At 67.2% G+C, this 16,000-nt stretch carries 15 protein-coding genes; 5 read left to right on the top strand and 10 right to left on the bottom strand.

Going from position 1 to position 16,000, the window contains the following annotated elements; all coding sequences use genetic code 11:
- Positions 1-322: 322 nt before the first annotated feature.
- Together NDI86_RS09135 and NDI86_RS09140 are read left to right on the top strand one after the other, a co-directional pair.
- Positions 323-1,144: a hypothetical protein gene (locus NDI86_RS09135; RefSeq protein WP_310900110.1), complete on the top strand. Its 822-nt coding sequence runs from the start codon at positions 323-325 to the stop codon at positions 1,142-1,144.
- A gap of 471 nt (positions 1,145-1,615) precedes the next feature.
- The gene (locus NDI86_RS09140) at positions 1,616-2,341 is read left to right on the top strand and encodes a hypothetical protein (RefSeq protein WP_310900111.1); all 726 of its coding nucleotides are present in this window, start codon (positions 1,616-1,618) and stop codon (positions 2,339-2,341) included.
- A gap of 93 nt (positions 2,342-2,434) precedes the next feature.
- Here the strand turns inward: NDI86_RS09140 and NDI86_RS09145 are convergent, their stop codons facing one another.
- A complete protein-coding gene (locus NDI86_RS09145) occupies positions 2,435-3,421 on the bottom strand; it encodes an SDR family oxidoreductase (protein ID WP_310900112.1) in 987 nt (328 codons plus the stop codon).
- Positions 3,422-3,644: 223 nt separating this feature from the next.
- Between NDI86_RS09145 and NDI86_RS09150 the strand changes: the two genes are divergently transcribed.
- On the top strand, positions 3,645-4,634 hold the full coding sequence (locus NDI86_RS09150) for a DUF7972 family membrane protein (RefSeq protein ID WP_310900113.1): 990 nt from the start codon (positions 3,645-3,647) through the stop codon (positions 4,632-4,634).
- A 33-nt stretch (positions 4,635-4,667) separates the two neighbouring features.
- Here NDI86_RS09150 and aglF read toward each other — a convergent pair whose 3' ends face one another.
- From aglF to NDI86_RS09170, 4 genes are all read right to left on the bottom strand, one after another.
- The gene (gene aglF / locus NDI86_RS09155) at positions 4,668-5,423 is read right to left on the bottom strand and encodes a UTP--glucose-1-phosphate uridylyltransferase AglF (protein ID WP_310900114.1); all 756 of its coding nucleotides are present in this window, start codon (positions 5,421-5,423) and stop codon (positions 4,668-4,670) included.
- Between the two features lie 42 nt (positions 5,424-5,465).
- Complete coding sequence (locus NDI86_RS09160; RefSeq protein WP_310900115.1) at positions 5,466-6,038, bottom strand: metal-dependent hydrolase; 573 nt, start codon at positions 6,036-6,038, stop codon at positions 5,466-5,468.
- 39 nt (positions 6,039-6,077) lie between these two features.
- On the bottom strand, positions 6,078-8,429 hold the full coding sequence (locus tag NDI86_RS09165) for an STT3 domain-containing protein (protein WP_310900116.1): 2,352 nt from the start codon (positions 8,427-8,429) through the stop codon (positions 6,078-6,080).
- Positions 8,430-8,554: 125 nt separating this feature from the next.
- Positions 8,555-9,340, bottom strand: coding sequence for a formate/nitrite transporter family protein (locus tag NDI86_RS09170; RefSeq protein WP_310900117.1), 786 nt, complete (start codon positions 9,338-9,340; stop codon positions 8,555-8,557).
- A gap of 114 nt (positions 9,341-9,454) precedes the next feature.
- Between NDI86_RS09170 and NDI86_RS09175 the strand changes: the two genes are divergently transcribed.
- Entirely contained in the window at positions 9,455-11,278 is a 1,824-nt protein-coding gene (locus tag NDI86_RS09175; protein WP_310900118.1) for a glycosyltransferase family 39 protein, read from the top strand.
- Between the two features lie 25 nt (positions 11,279-11,303).
- Here NDI86_RS09175 and NDI86_RS09180 read toward each other — a convergent pair whose 3' ends face one another.
- A complete protein-coding gene (locus tag NDI86_RS09180; RefSeq protein WP_310900119.1) occupies positions 11,304-11,519 on the bottom strand; it encodes a hypothetical protein in 216 nt (71 codons plus the stop codon).
- 149 nt (positions 11,520-11,668) lie between these two features.
- Here NDI86_RS09180 and NDI86_RS09185 point away from each other — a divergent pair, with 149 nt between their 5' ends.
- Positions 11,669-12,637, top strand: a complete 969-nt coding sequence (locus NDI86_RS09185) for an AAA family ATPase (RefSeq protein WP_310900120.1) — start codon at positions 11,669-11,671, stop codon at positions 12,635-12,637.
- Here NDI86_RS09185 and NDI86_RS09190 read toward each other — a convergent pair.
- From NDI86_RS09190 to NDI86_RS09205, 4 genes are read right to left on the bottom strand one after another with little or no spacing between them, the layout of a single operon-like run.
- A complete protein-coding gene (locus tag NDI86_RS09190) occupies positions 12,609-13,286 on the bottom strand; it encodes a DUF7519 family protein (protein WP_310900121.1) in 678 nt (225 codons plus the stop codon). The genes NDI86_RS09185 and NDI86_RS09190 overlap by 29 nt on opposite strands.
- The gene (locus NDI86_RS09195) at positions 13,283-14,578 is read right to left on the bottom strand and encodes a DUF58 domain-containing protein (protein ID WP_310900122.1); all 1,296 of its coding nucleotides are present in this window, start codon (positions 14,576-14,578) and stop codon (positions 13,283-13,285) included. The genes NDI86_RS09190 and NDI86_RS09195 overlap by 4 nt, the downstream gene beginning before the upstream one ends.
- On the bottom strand, positions 14,575-15,192 hold the full coding sequence (locus NDI86_RS09200) for a DUF7269 family protein (protein ID WP_310900123.1): 618 nt from the start codon (positions 15,190-15,192) through the stop codon (positions 14,575-14,577). The genes NDI86_RS09195 and NDI86_RS09200 overlap by 4 nt, the downstream gene beginning before the upstream one ends.
- Positions 15,189-15,998, bottom strand: coding sequence for a DUF4129 domain-containing protein (locus tag NDI86_RS09205; RefSeq protein ID WP_310900124.1), 810 nt, complete (start codon positions 15,996-15,998; stop codon positions 15,189-15,191). Before NDI86_RS09205 ends, NDI86_RS09200 begins: the two co-directional genes overlap by 4 nt.
- Positions 15,999-16,000 lie beyond the last annotated feature (2 nt).

Genomic DNA, 16,000 nt, shown 5'->3' on the forward strand with positions numbered 1-16,000 from the left:
GGAAACACCGCTTTCGTCACCGTGAAACGCTCGACTCCGCCAAACGGATGGAGTCTGCTCCTTCCTATCAACGGCTCCTATGGCCAGGTGTTTCTGGTACGGCGCTCTATAGTGATGGTACCTCAGTTCTCCGAAGGTTACTTGTATATCTACAGACGAGCGTTATCAAATGCGGATTCCGCTAGCGCGTCGGATTAATACAGAGAACGTCTCTATACTCCTCGAAAAGCCCTCTAGATTGAAAGGTGTGTTTTTCGAATTGGGGAAACACGTTAACAAAAAATACTATACTGCCTTTGAGAATTCAAACGGGACACCCGTAATGCAGGAGGACTGGGATAATTTGCTGATTCTAGATGGGTGTCGGTTTGATATGTTCTCGGACAGCTACGCTGATTTTCTCGGTGGGTCACTAGAGTCTAGGACCTCGATGGGGAGCGCCAGCAAAGAGTTCATGGAAAACAACTTCTACGGCGACAGTTTTCATGACACTGTCTACGTGTCAGCCAACCCACACAGTCACTTCGTCCCCGAGGGGACCTTTCACGACGTAATAACATTACTGGATACCGCCTGGGACGAAGAGACAGGTGTCGTACTTCCGGAAGATGTCGTCGCCGCTGCAAGAGATGCGCACGAAACGTACCCGAATAAACGTCTCGTCGTCCATTTCATGCAGCCCCACTATCCATTTATCGGGGAACTCGGGCAACAGATAGAGCACAGCGGGGTCGGGAAGCGGACCTCGGACGGTGACCTCGTATCCTCGACGAAACAATCAAAGACGATATGGGCGGTTTTACACTACGATTTGGCCGATGTTTCTCACGAAGACGTCTGGGAGGCGTACAACGAGAACTTGGATGTCGTGATGCCGGCAGTCGAATCCCTGTGTCACGAGCTCGGTGGAAAAACTGTGATAACGGCAGATCACGGAAATCTAGTCGGGGAGTGGATTGGGCCGCTACCTGTTCGAGGGTACGGGCATCCACCGAATATGTACGTCCCAGAACTTCTCGAAGTCCCGTGGCACGTAATCGAAGCTGAAACGCGGAGAGACGTTGTCAGTGACACACCCGTAGCACAAACTGACGCTGAACGGGAAATCGTTGAGTCACGACTCAGTGATTTAGGCTATCGATAGAACCAGACGAGGGCTTCAAGACGGTGTTTCAACATGGGCAGTCGGCTCCGCCAGTCTGCGAGTTTCAAGGAGGTACCTTTAACAGATGGGTGGATACGCACCGCGAGTCTACCGAATGTCCCATCCTTTGGAAATCTGTGGATTCATCCTGACTACCCATCTCCGCTCTCGTGGTACTCATGCAAGTACCGAAAACTATAGTAGATTATAGCTGCGACGAATCACTCGATGGTCCTCGATTTTTTTACAAAACGCAATCTGGCTATTCTTCGACACAGGCCAACCTCTCTCTTGGAACTTCCCCGGAGAGTGAACAGGGTTCTACATAGGAAACTCTACCAGTATTTCGCGGAGGAGGGCCAAAGTGTCCCGGCTCGTGACTGGGACAATTTAGTAATCTTGGACTGTGGGCGGTTGGACTATTTTCGACAACTGAACTGTTTCCCGGGCGAGTGTGAGTCTATGACCTCGATGGGTTCGGCCAGCCGCGAGTTCATCTTGAACAATTTTGGGGACAAACAGCTGCACGACACCATTTACGTCACGGCAAACTCTCACTTCGAACAGCTAGACGATGACGTCTTTTTTTACGTAGAGCGAGTGTACGGTGATGTCACTGTCGATGGGCGGCAAGAGACGAACAGGCGGTTACTCGAAGCTACGGTAGAGTTGCACCAGACGTACCCGAATAAACGAATCATCACTCATTTCATGCAGCCTCACGCGCCGTATATCTCGGAGAGGGCTGCCGAACTGCGAGAGCAGATTGCGTCGGAGAGTAAGTTTTCGTTTTCTCTGGACGACGGCAGTCAGAGTCACTCTGACTCGTTACTCGAATTCCACAGTTTGCTGACGGCGAGACGTTTCGGGTTCCTCTCTGACAGGGTGCTACGAGAGGTCTATCAGTATGATTTCGAACATATCTTAGGGTACGTCGAGTCGCTGATAGACGAACTAGACGGGAAAACAGTTCTGACGGCCGACCACGGTGAGCTATTGGGAGAGCGTCTCCCGCCGCTGTATCTTCGGGACTGGGGTCACGGATACAATCTGTTCTCCAAACCCGTACGGACTGTACCGTGGTTTGTCGTAGACCACGAGGAGCGGCGTGATATCCAGACTGACAAACCACTACAATCGGAAGGGGTGCGCGAAGAAGACGTTCGCAAACACTTGGAACTCCTCGGATACAAATGACATCAGCTGACAGTTGGTGCAAACCGGCCGTGGCACCCTAACGTAGCTGTCGTCGAGGTGCACCTTGATTTAGGAGTCGGGGTGGTCACCGCCTCACGACCGCCGAACCAGCGGCTCGTACCACTCTCGATTCGCCTCGTACCACTCGATGAACTTCGCGACGCCCTCCCGAATCGTGTGTGACGCCTCGTACCCCAACAACTCCCCGGCCTTCGAGGTATCTGCGTGCGTGTGCTCCGAATCAGCGTCGTATCGCTCGGCGTACTCCAACTCCAGGTCCGGCGCTAGCTGGTCACGAATCTCCTCGGCCAGCGTCTTAATCTCGATGTTGTCTGTCGACCCGATATTGACCGCCTGCCCGTCCGCCGCGTCCTCCTCGAGCAGCGTCACGTTCGCCTCCACGACATCGTCGATAAAGGTGAAGTCCCGCGTCTGCGTCCCGTCGCCGTAAATCACCGGTGGCTCGCCGTTCATACACCGCGAGACGAAGTTCGAGATGGCCATGTTGGGGCGCATCCGCGGGCCGTAGACGGTGAAGTACCGCAGCGCGACCACGGGGAAGTCGTACACCTCGCTGTAGGCACACGCGTAACGCTCGGCCGAGAGCTTCGAGGCACCGTAGGGGCTCACGGGCGTCGTCGGGTGTTCCTCGTCATAGGGGAGATACCGGGGCTTGCCGTACACTGACGACGAGGACGCCATGACGAACCGCTCGATGCCCGTATCCCGACACGCGTCGAGCAGGTTGAGCGTCCCGTCGACGTTGACCTCGTCGTACTTCCGTGGGTTCTCCACGCTCGGGCGCACGCCGGCCTGGGCCGCTTGGTGGTAGACGTAGTCGGCGTCGCTCACGAGTTCTTCCACCAGCTCGGCGTCGCGGACGTCGCCCTCGACGAGTTCGTAGCTCCCGTCGCCCTCGCGGGCGGCCGCGCGGGCGACTTCTGCGTTGTACTCTTTGATGTCGAGGTCGTAGAACGGGTCCAGGTTGTCCAGGGCGACGACGCTGTGTCCGTCGCGGGCGAACCGCTCGGCGAGGTGGCCGCCGATGAAGCCCGCCCCACCGGTGACGAGGATGTCCATCACCCGAAAGGGGATGGCCAGTATATAAAAAACGTCGGGTATGCGATACGCTCACGGGTCACGTGCAGTTGCTATCCGTATTATATGCAGTTCGTATCTTTCGTCGGCGAGTTCGGCCACGGCGGGCGCGTGGGCGGTTCCGTCTCTCGTCCGGTGCCACACGGTCGACCGGCGAAGCTGTCTCCCCGATGTCGTTTTCGCCCACGAGTCGCTAGTGGGTGCGATGAGTCATTCCGACCACGACGTCGACGTATCGACGACCGGACCGACTCCGTCCGGCGTCGTTCAGTCCTCGGTCACGCGGTGGGTACTCACAGAGGGGAACCGGTGGCTGGTCGCCGTGCTGTTCTCGGCGCTGGCGGCCGCCGTGGTGGGGGTGCTGGGGTGGCTGGGCGTCGTCGGCGTCGACCGGGAGGGGCCGGTCACGTTGCTGCTGAGCGTGTTCATCGGCGGGAACCTCACGCTCGTCCCGGTCACGATTACGATAAACCAGCTCGTCCTCTCTCGCGAGTTCGGCAAACCTCACGACCTCCGCGAGCGCGACGAGGGCGTCATAGCGCTTCGGGACGAACTCAGGGCGCTCGCGGGGGTCCCGCTCATCGCGCCCGCGCCGACGGCGTTCCTGCGCGAACTGACCGCGACGCTGGACGACAGCGCTACCGACGTCTACGACGAGGCGGCGGCGACGGGGAGCGAGGACCTGGCACGCCGCGCCGAGGCGTTTCGTGCGGAAGTGACGGCCGGTACCGACGGCGTCGAGCGGGCGCTCTCGCGGGCCGACTTCGGCTCGTACGAGTCGCTGTCCGCGATGCTTGACCTCAACAGCGCCTGGCTGGTGGCGGCGGCGCGGCACCTGCACCACGACCACGACGAGGCGGTCGCCGCCGATCCGTTCGAGCGGATGGAAGCGACGCTCAGGCTGTTCAACGTCACCCGTCAGTACGTGAAGACGCTGTACGCACAGAAAGAAATCGCCACCCTCTCTCGACTGCTGCTGTACACCGGGTTCCTGGCCGTGCTGGTCGCCGCCGTCTGGATGCTGTCTTTCGCGGCGCCGGGACGACCCCCCGCAGTCGTCACGTCCATCGCCGGGTTCAGCCTGCTGTCGGCGGTCGTGTTCGCGCCGCTGGCGTTCCTGCTGTCGTACACGCTCAGACTCTCGACGCTGATGAGCTACCCGCCGTTGCGAAACTCGTTCATCACGGACGGCTGAGCGCCGCGGGCTCGCTGCCGTGCCGAAGCGGGGTTACTCGCCCGTCGCGAGATTCTCGGCCGCGAGTTCGGAATCGACCTCGCCCTGCAGGCGCTCCTCGGCCTCGTCGCGGTCCTCCGGGTAGCCGATGTCGTTGCGCCAGCCGTCCATGCGGATGGCGTCGATAGTCCGCCCGGAGTGCAACAGGAGGTCGATGGCGTCGCTTATCTCGAACTCGTTACGGTTCGACGGCTGGACGAGGTGACAGGCGTGGAAGATGGCCGGCGTGAAGGTGTAGAAGCCGGTCATCACCAGATTGGAAGGCGGGTCCTCGGGCTTCTCGATGACCTCGGTTATCTCGCCGTACTTGTTCGTGTCACAGACGCCGTAGCGGGAGGCCTCGTCCCAGGGCACCTCTTCGACCAGAAACGCCGCATCCGCGCGCTCCTCCTGCTGGCGGTTGACGACGTCCTGGAGGTTCGCCTGGAAGATGTTGTCCCCCAGCATCAGCATGAAGTCGTCCTCCACGTCGTCCTCGACGGTCAACAGCGCGTGGGCAAGCCCCAGTTGTTCGCGCTGGTGGGTGTAGGTGATGGGGACGCCATCGAACTCGTCCTCGAAGTGGTTGATGATGGCCTGTTTCTTGTAGCCGACGACGACGAGCAGTTCCTCGGCACCCAGTTCGATGAGCTGTTCGAAACAGTGCGTGAGGATGGGTTTCCCGGCGACTTCGACCATCCCCTTGGGTTTGTCTTCGGTGAGCGGGCGCAGTCGCGTTCCCTCTCCGGCGGCGAGTACGACAGCTTTCATACTCCCCCTGTCGTTCGCCCCCGGGTAAAACTCTTGTCGCAGCTATCGACTCGACAGCGCCCTCGTCGCGCCGTCGGCCCGCCGCTTGCACCAGCGACCGACCGCCCACAGCCCCGGCGTACCGTCGACGGCCCACAGCAGCGTCGCGGCGCCGAACAGGAGGAGTTCGGTCAGCAAGTACGGCGTGATATCCGCCGCGAGGAAGTGGGCGACGATGCTGGGCGACTCATCGTAGCTCGGCAGGGAGAGGGCGGGCCAGAGCAGATAGGACAGTTCGGCGAACTCACCGTCCACAAGCGAGTAGACGCCGTCGGTCACGAGGTGGACGAGATAGCCCAGCGCGAAGCCGGCCCAGGCGTGTCGACCGGTGGGGCCGTCGAGGCGCCACCACAGGAACGCCAGCAGCGGGACCGCGACCAGCAGTGAGTGGGCGCCGGCCCGCCCCGACGGCAGGACGCCGAAGGTCCACGACAGCGGCTTGTCGATAAGGTCGGGGAACTGGGTCCCGAGCGCGAGCGGGAGGACGACACCGGCCGTCGGTACGTGACCGTCCCGCGAGCGAAGCCAGAGCGAACAGACGAGATAGCCGACGGCGGCGTGTCCCCAGGGCCACATATCCCCGACTCCGGGGGAGTGAAAAATGAGCCTTCTGCTTCAGTTCTCGCTCACTACGGGAAGACGCGTGCCGTTCCGGACGGCGGTCTCGTCGACCGTCACGGTCGCGGTCGAGTTGCCCCTCTCGACCGTGTACTCGCCGGGGTTGGCGACGACGAGTTCGTAGCGCCCGTCGGCGTCCGCCTCCGTCCGCCGGACGTAGTCGAACTCGCCGTTCGGTAGCGTCACGGTCGCCGTCGCTGTCACGGTCGCGTTCGAGCCCGTCGTGCCAGTGATGGCGGCGCCGGGTACCACCGCGAACGCCTTGTGGCCCCCGCTCTCGGTCGCGTAGATGGCCTGGTAGTGGGACAGTCCCGCCGCCGACTCGGTCCGGCTCCCGTAGTTGCCCTGCAGTCGGGACTGCAAAGTCTCCGAGCCGAACCCTTCAACGTCCAGCGTGACGACGTATCCCACGCGGCCCCGCATCCGGTCGTACCACTCGGTTCCGTTCACGGCCGAGAGAAACTGCTCGTAGTTGTTCTGCGCGTAGCCGTAGCTGCGGGACTCGCCGTTGACGAAGTAGTTGTACATGCGGCTCTTGCCCCACTGGCTCAGGACGTAGTTCTCCGGGTATTCGAGCCCGTGGCTGGCCGCGTCGCGCTCGATGGCCGCCGCAGTCTGATACTGGCCGCCGTCGGTCGTGACCTGGCCGGTCTTGACCGGCACCTGTACGAGACCGAGACTCCCGAACAGCAAGAAGAGCACACAGAGCAGCCCGAGAACGCGTGGCTCGGGAACCAGCGCGTCGGTGATTGTGTCGGTCCGCTCGCCCGTCACCGGCCGGGATATCTCGACTTTGGCGGCGAGCCAGACGAACGCGTAGCCCGCAAAGACTGCCACGAAGGTCGCCAGCTCCCCGACGAAGCGGACCTGAAGGGTCGCAAGCGCCAGGAAGTACCAGGCGTAGGCGGTGACGACCAGCCAGTCGGCCCGACCACGGGCGGCGAGGCGAACCCCCCACACCATCGCCGGCAGCGCCATGACCAGTGCGAAGCCAAACAGGAGCAGAAAGCCCAGTGTGCCGGGGTTGAACAGTCCCGTCGTCTCGGCGATGGCGTCGCTCCGGAACAGCAGGTCGGTCCGGCTGAAGGCCTCGGTCCAGCGCTCGGTGAACAGCGTCCGGACGGCGAGCAGGCCGACGACGCCGGCGACGGCGTCGACCGCCGCGAGTTGCCGCGTCGTCCCGCCGACTCGGGCGACCACCGTCGCGGTCGCGACGACGCCACAGACGCCCAGAAACAGCAGGAGGGGCGTGCTCGCGACGAGTTCCGTATGCCACTCCCAGTTCGTGTGGACCGTCCAGACCAGGGCCGCACCGAGGCCGGTCCCGGCGACGACCGGCGCGTTCGCGAGCAGGGGCGAGCGCCCCGAATCCACGTCGAGCAGCGTCTTCGCCGCGACGACGACGCCGACGGGAACCAGCAGCAGCGGGCCGGCCGACCAGGCCAGTACCTGCCCGGCGATGCCGACCCCGACGAGCGCGCCGGCAACCCACGGGACGGGCGAGCGCAGCGACGCCCGGTCCCGCGCCGTCGCCACCACGACCAGGAGCGCCAGCGCGGTCAGGCCGAGCCACGGGTAGTCGAAGGCGTGGTGGTCGGCGTAGCCGAGGCTCGTCCGCAAGGCGTGGCCGGGGATGAGGGCCAGAAAGAGGACCGACGCCAGACCGACGCGCCGGTCGCTCGTCGTTCGGACTGCCAGCAGGTAGACGAAGACGCCGGAGACGACGGCCGAGACGACGGGGTACCACGCGAGCACGTGGCCGATGGTGTCGGTGGTCCCGCCCAGCAGTTCGGCGACCCACCACAGCGTCGCGATAAACAACGGCTCGCCCTTGGTCATGCTCGAGGGAAGCACCGAGAGGGCGCCGAAGTCGGCGCCCCCACCGGCTTCGGCGGCGACCTGCTCGACCAGGTAGCGGTAGGCGTACGGGTCGTTGCCGGAGAGGACGACGTCGCCGCCGCGATAGACGCTACCGACGACGAAGGTGCGGGCGAGCACCAGCGCCGCGAGCGCCGCCGAGAGGAGTCCGACCGCTCGCGGTTCGATGTCGGGGAACGCGACCCCGTCGAGGTCGATATCCAGCCCGCCGCCCGATGCGTCGGCCGCGTCGGCCCCACCGTCGCCGCCCAGCGCCCGGCGGACGGCGGTCGGGTCGGCGAGGACGTACTCGTCGCCGCGTTTCTCGACGATGTCGCGGGCGACCAGTTCACCGAACGCGCCGGAGTCGACGTCGATGTCGTCGAACGTCCACCCCTCGCGCTCGCTGTCGACCGCCAGCGCGGCTTCGAGCGCGGCTTCCAGTTCGGGCCGCTCGTCGAGTAGCTCGCTTGGCCCCCGCTCGTCGCTCATGTATGCTCACAGTTCGGTCTGTTGAATAAACCCATCGAGAGCCGAGAGCGCCGCTCGGGCGGCCGAGAGCGGCTCCGCAGGACTGGGGCCGGTCCGCGCTGGCCGCCTCGCAGCGGGATTCACCGTCAGTCGCCGTCTCTGGCCCCGGCGGCCTGGGCGACGTGTGCGAGTGTCACCAGTCCCAGTCCGCCGACGAGGTTGCCCGCCGTGACCGTGCCGACCACGACCGCGAACCGAGCGAGACCGACGCCCGCGCCGAACAGGACGCCGAGGAACACGTGCAGGGCCGTGACGACGACGTGTTCGAACGGCCCGAGCGCGAGGAAGACGCCGACGAGGTAGGCGAGCGTCAGGCGGCTCCCGTCGCTCTCGACCGAGACCAGGAGAAAGGACAGGAGGCTCACGAGCGCCCCGCCGGCGATGGCCCGGGCGAACGACGCCCCCAGGGGCCGGAACGCGCTCTCGGTCGCGACGGTCGACAGCGCCTCGGTCGTCCCCGGTGGCAGGGCGCCGCCGATGGCGAAGACCAGCGAGAACAGTCCGCCGCCGACGAGGTTGAAAAGCAGCGTCACGACCCACAGTCGGGCCAGCGACCACACCGCCGAGGGGTCGCCGCTGTCGACGGCGGCGGCGACCGGGTCCGAGAAGTTCTCGTTGAACAGTTCCGTCCGGCCCGCGACGAGAAAGACGATACCGACGCCGAACGCGAGCGCGCCGCCGAGCTTGGCGACGCCGTGGGCGCCGACCGGCAACACCCCCTCGACGATACCCAGGCCGACGAGGCCGAAGACGACGGTAAAGCCCGCGATAAAGCTCGTCGAGACGAGTTCGAGCAGCGTCTGGTCGAGCCGGCGCTGTCCCTCCGCGACCGCCCGGTCGAATATCTCGCTCGGCGTCGGGGTCGTGGCCACATCCGGCGCTGGGCTCCGAGCCGGAAAACTACCCCGAGCGTTCGCTGGGATAATCGGTCCTTAGCCCGGCGCGGATATGTGACTTTTTATACACCCTTCCCCAACCACAGGCCCATGGTCGCCCGCCCTGGATGGCTCGGTCGCGCGAAGCGACAGCTCTACGCGGACCTCCGGGCGGACCCGTATCTCGGCTATCTCCTGCTGGGTGCGCTGGTTCTGGCCGGCTTCGGCTTCTGGCACCGCATCCCCATCTTCGCGACGTGGGACGAACACGACCGGGTGCTTGACGCCCTGGTCGCCTACGCGGAAGTCGTCCACGACCCCAGCCTCCACGGCGTTCGCGAGGGCGTCTCGTGGAGCCGAGCCCCCTTCGGCGGGACGCTGTGGGTGTACGGACTCGCGGTGTTGCCGGTCATCGTCGCCGCCGCGCTGACCGGTCAACTCGACGCCATCGCGGCGATGCGTGACCCGGCCTACGCCTACGGCAACTACCAGGTGTGGGCGGACACGCCCCGGTGGATATGGACGTGGAGCATCGCCCTCGTCCGCCTGACGAACGTCCTCTTCGCCGTCGTCACCGTCTATCTACTCTACCGGCTGGGGACGCGACTGGCGGACCGCGCCACGGGCCGGCTCGCCGCGCTCCTGTTGACGCTGACCTTTGGCTTCCTCAAACTCGCCAAGGAGGGCGGCGAGGACATGCCAGCGACGATGTGTTTCGTGGCGGCGGTGTACCTGCTCGTCGGCTACGTCCAGACCGGCGAGCGCCGCCAGTTCTACGCCGGTTGCGTGGCCGGCGGCGCCGCCATGGCGTTCAAGCTCACCCTCGCGCTCGTGGTGCCGGTCGTGGTCCTCGCGTTCCTCCTGCGGGCCCGTATCGAGGACGGTCCGCTCCGGCGGGTGCTCTGGCAGCCCCGACTGCTGGTCGGCGGGGCCGCGCTGGGCGCGTTCATGATAGTCGTCGGCCACCCGACGGCGCTGGTGGGCGACTTCGAGGCGGTCGCACACCGCTGGTTCGGCCGGTTCGGTCGGCCCAACCGCGTCGTCGGCCCCACGGCGCCGACGTGGTGGTGGTTCCTGCGGACCTACGGGAGCGCCTTCGGCTGGCCGCTGCTGGCCGGCGCCGTCGGCGGGCTTCTCGCCAGCGTGGCGTATCTGGCCCGTCGCGCACCGGGCCGGTCGGCGCTCCGTGAGCGGGTTCCCGGCTTCGACGAGCGAGCGCTGGTGGTCGGCGCGCTGGTCGTCTTCCTCCTCTTTTTCGCGCGGTGGCACGACTGGCGCGTCCACCACATCCTCCCGACCTTCCCGCTCGCCGCGCTGTTGCTCGCCGACTCGCTCGACAGGCTGTGTGAGCACCGCCAGCGGGTGGGACGCGCGGCCATCGCGCTGCTCGTCGTGACCGCGGCCGTCTACGCCGGCGTCGGCGTCGGGCAGTTCGCCTCGATGCCCAGAGACGAGGCGACCGAGTGGCTCAGCGAGAACGCCGACGAGGACGACCGGATGGAAGTGTACTTCCACGCCTTCTTCGAGAACGCCATCCCGCACGGGATGGACGTCATCACCCCGCCCGAGGACGACAGACGCGACCCCTGTCCGGAGTACATCCAGGTCGGGGACAAGGAGCTACTCTACCTGCAGGACATACCGCAGTCCCAGCGTAGCTCCGAAGTCGACTTCTATCCGGCCCCGCGCCAGGAGTACATCCGGGCGCTGCTGGACGGTGAGTACAACTACGAAATCGTGGCGGAGTTCGGCGACCGACCGCCGAACTTCGTGCCCCATCGCCCGGAGCCGGGGTCGCTCCGCGAGCTGTGGCCACTCGGTGTCTACCCACACAGCGACCAGTACGGCGACGAAGTCGAGCTCGCGAGCGACCAGTACGTCGCAATCCTACAGCTCGAGGGCGAGTGCGTCGAGTCACGGAACGCGCCGTGGTAGCTGTGTCACTGTTCGCCAGGCCGCTTCAGGCGGTCGTCTCCTCGTAGGTGTCGGCCGTCGGGTCCTCGCCGGCGTAGAGCGCGACCGCTCCGATGCCGGCGACGATGGCGACGACGAGCGTCCAGAACGCCGAGAACGCCCACAGCGCGTCGGCGAACAGGTCGAGCACGAACAGCGACGTCAGGATGACGAAGCCGGCGACCGAGAACCAGCCGAACCAACCGAGTGCGTTTCGTTCCATGGCACATCGGAGAAGGGCTGCAAACGGGGTGAACGGACGCCTTGCTCCTGCAACGGGTCGGGCGTCGAGTCGGGCTCCCGTCTCGATAGCTCTCACGACGGCCGGTAGGCCGGTGATAACAAACCCCCGAAGCCGCCCACCGTCGCCCGATGAACACGGACACCACCGCCGACCACTGTGACACCGTCATCGACACGGTCTCGAGCGCCGTCATCGTCGAGCGCGAGACGCTCGAGACCGTCCTCTCGGGCTTTCTGGCCCGCGGACACGTCCTGCTGGAGGACGTTCCCGGCACTGGCAAGACGCTGACGGCGCGGTCGCTGGCCGGCGCGCTCGGGCTCTCCTTCTCGCGCATCCAGTTCACGCCGGACCTGCTGCCCGCGGACGTGACCGGCACCTACGTCTTCGACGAGCAGTCCGGCTCCTTCGAGTTCCGCCCCGGCCCCATCTTCGGTAACGTGGTGCTGGCCGACGAGATAAACCGGGCGTCGCCCAAGACGCAGGCCGCGCTGCTGGAGGCGATGGCCGAGGGGCAGGTGACGATAGAGGGGCGAACCCACGAACTGCCAGACCCCTTCTTCGTCATCGCGACGCAGAACCCAATCGAGCAGGACGGCACCTTCCCGCTGCCCGAAGCACAGGTCGACCGCTTCGTCGTGAAGACGAGTCTGGGCTATCCCGACGAGGCCGGCGAGCGCGAACTCGTCGACCGGCGGGCCGAGCGGACCGACCGCACGCCCGCGGTCGAACCCAGTCCGGGCGTCGACCCGGCGGCGCTCCGGCGGGCGCCCGAAGCGGTCCACGTCGCCGACGAGGTCCGTGACTACGTGGTCGAACTGGCCCGGGCGACCCGCGCGGACAGCCGCGTCGAGACCGGCGTCTCCCCGCGGGGGACCCAGCGGCTGTTCGAGGCGGCTCGCGCGCTCGCGGTCGTGCGAGGGCGCGACTACGTCACGCCGGACCACGTCGCCGAAATCGCGCCGGTCGTCCTCGCTCACCGCATCGTGCTGACGCCGGACGCCCGCGTCGAGGACGTGTCGAAAGACGCGGTCGTCGAGGACCTGCTCGACGACGTGCCGGTGCCGACGGTCACCTATACAACAGCGCCAGGAGAGTGACCGCGGCGGAAAGCAGCAAGACGAGCGCGCCGAGCGGGAGCGAGCTCCCCCCGTTGTCGTACAGCACGAGCGCGACGACGACCGTCACCGCGCCGTAGGCCGACGTGGTCCCGGCGTGTAACAGTTCTACCGAGCGAGTCTCGGCGTCGGTCCGCAACTGCTCGCCGAGGCTGACGCCGTGTTCCGCGATATCCCACGCGGCGATGGCGGCGGCGGTCGCCCCGAGCAGTCGAAGCGGTCCCGCGGCCTCGAAGATGCCGACCAGCGCCACGCCGACGACCATGACCGCGAGCCCGGCCGAGACGAAGCGGCGGGCGTACCGCTGTCTGAGCGGGCGGACACCGAGGCTCAGGAGCGCGAGGCCGACGAGCCCGGGCACCAGTTCGATGCTTTCGCGGGGGTCGGCGAGCGTCTCACCTCTGAGTAACGCGGCGAGCACGAGTGTCGCGCCCACCGCCGTCCAGAGCCGTCCCGTCGGGACGGGGGCGTCGAACTCCCGACCGCCCGCGGCGACGAGGCCGGCGCCGACGAGGGCGGCGAGGATGGCGACGCGCTGGCCGAGCGTCGGCGCGAGTATCGCCGTCGAGACGGCGCCAAGCAGGAGCGCGAGCGCGGCCGCCAGCGGCGTCGGCCGGTGGCTGACGTTCACACAGACCACCGCCGTCGCCGCTCGTCGAGCAGGACGGTGCCAAGCGGCGTCGTCGGGTCCCAGTCGACGACGGGGATATCAGCGCCACGCAGGGCGCGCAGTCGGAGCCGTCGCTCCCGGCGGGCCAGCCGCCGTCCCAGGCTCCCCTCGGCGGTCACGTCGGGGCTGATGACCGTCGTGGTGTGGCCGGCCGCAGCCAGCGTGCGGACCGTCTCGACGATGGCCTCGTCGGCGAGCGGCGAGAGGACCACGACCTGGGTGTCGCTCCCGAGTTGTTTCCGCAGCAGCGTCGCCTGCTGGTCGATATCGCCGTCGCTCTCGGCGTCGGCCCCGCTCCCCGCTCGCACGTGGCCCGGCGGCGTCGCGTCGAAGGCCGGATGCGTGGCGAGCAGTTCCCACAGCGCCGTCTCGTGGTCCGACCCGACGCCGGGCGGGCGGAAACACAGCTCTCGCCCGAAGGCGGCCAGCCCGACGGCGTCGCGCGTCTCCGAGAGTGCCGAGACGAGCTGTTCGACCCCGGCGAGGCAGTGCGCGACGGCGTTGGGGCGGCCGTCGGCCGGGGCCCGGTAAGCCGGCGCGCGGGCGTCGACCAGCAGCAGGACAGACGTGGGCCGCTCCTCGCGGAACTCGACGGTGGTTAGTTCGCCGGTTCTGGCCCACCGCTTCGAGTCGATACGCCCCATCGGGTCGCCGGGGCGGTACTCGCGGACCGAGTGGAACTCGATGCCGCTGCCACCCTCGTCCGTGACGAGGCGGCCGGCGTGGCCGTTGGGCTGCTCGCGGACGGGCAGCTCCGGGACGGCGTCGGCACACTGTATCTCGGTGCCCGCGGCGACCGTGGTCTCGACCTCGTGGGCGCCCGTGATGTCGCGGGCCACGACCGTCGCCGGGTCGAACTGGTGACGGCCGGGCTCGGTCTCGACGTCGTAGCTGAACTCGGTGGTCTCGCCCGGCCGGAGGACGGCCGCGTGCCGGGGGCTGCCCGAGGCGACCGAGAGCATCGCCGGGACGCCGTCGACGATGCGACAGTCCGCGAGCGTCCGGCCGCCGGTGTTCGTCACCCTGGTCGTGACGGTCACCGGCTCGCCGGGACCGGGTCGGCTGTCGGCCAGCCGGCGCTCCAGTTCCAGGTCGACCGTCGGCGGGCGAGACAGGCGGGGATAGGCCGCGAGCCCCGCCCCGACGACGCCGACCAGCAGCGTCGCCGGGCGGTCGGTCAGGACGCCGACGGCGACGAAACACAGCGCGACGGCGGCGATACCGCGCCAGCGCCCGGTCGAGCGCACCGTCACCGGTCGACGCCCCCGTCGGCCGACTGCTCACGGCTACCGTCGGGGCCCCCCTCGGTCAGCGCTCGCGCGGTCTGGCGGGCCCCGTACTGGGTCCAGGAGTCGCCCCGCAGCGCCAGCCGCAGGCGCTCTGTCACCCTCGGCCCGGCCGACTCGTCCAGGAAGCGGGCCGCGACGGCGTCGTCGGTCCACGCCCCCGAGTCGACGCGCTCTCTGGCGTCCGCACGGCTCCGCCCCTCGCCGAGTTCGCCGTAGACGGCCGCGGTCCGGAGACGCTGGCGCAGGTACGCCCGGTCGGCGGCGTCGAGGTGCCACGGCCATCGGGCGAGCAGGTCGTCGACCCGGTCGCCCGGCCGCGGGGCGTCAGGGACGGTCTCCGGGTCCGGCGGTGCCGCCTGCTCTACGTGCTCCGTCGCGCGCCGGGCGACCATCCAGCCCAGTACGAGCAGCGCGACGCCGGCGAAGGCGCCAAGCAGGAAGTAGTCGTTACCGAGCCACGCGACGACCGCCTCGACCGGCAGCAGCGTCACGACGCCCGGGAGCAGCGCCAGGCCGACGGCGACAGCACCGGCGACCGCGAGCGCGAGCCAGCTCACCCGGCGGGTGGCCGCTCTCACGCGCGCTCACCGTTCAGGCGGTCGAGGGTCTCGCGGGCGAGGCGGGCCTGCTCGTCGGTCGGCGGATGGGTCCCGTAGCGCACGTCCTCGAAGGTCCGACGGAGCCGGTCGACGTGACCCGGGTCGAACCCCGTCTCGACCGCGCGACGGGCACAATCCCGCGGTGTCCGCGTGCGCGGCCGGTCTATGCCGGCCCGCTGGACAAGTTCGACCCACGCCCGCTCGACCTCGTTCTGGGGGGCCGGCGCCAGCGGTTCGGCGGCCGCGCCGTCGCCGTCGCGGCCCACCGCTCGCCGGAGTCGGTCCCGGTAGCGGTAGGCGAGGATTACGACCGCGAGCAGGAGCGCGACGAGCGCGACGAGCCACAGCGGGAGGCCGCCGGGGACCCAGCGGCTGGCGCTGCTCGACTGCGCCTGGCTGTTCCCGTCGGCGCCGTTAGCCTGGGCGACCCCCTCGCCCGCGTTCCCGTTCTGGGACTCGCGGTCCCCCGCCGCGTCGCCGGCCTGTCGCTTCTCGGCCGGCCCGTCGCCGGCCTTCGGGTTCTGTTGTTCGGCCTCCCCGCCGCTGCCCGGCCCGCCGTCGGCGTCACCGCTGGCGCCGCTCTGGCGGTAGGTCTCGTCGACGCTCTCCGCCGCCGATTCGATGTCCCCCTGGCTATCCTCACCCAGGGGAAGCGCGTCCCACTGGACGTCGACCGCGTCCGACGGGTCCGTCGACATCGACGCCGCGAGCGTCGACGCCGAGAGCCCGACGGCGGCGATAACGACGACGGCCATCCCGGCTGAGAGTATCCGTTCGGTGTTCATTC

The sequence above is a fragment of the Haloarcula onubensis genome, assembly GCF_031624605.1.
Taxonomy (GTDB): Archaea; Halobacteriota; Halobacteria; order Halobacteriales; family Haloarculaceae; genus Haloarcula; species Haloarcula onubensis.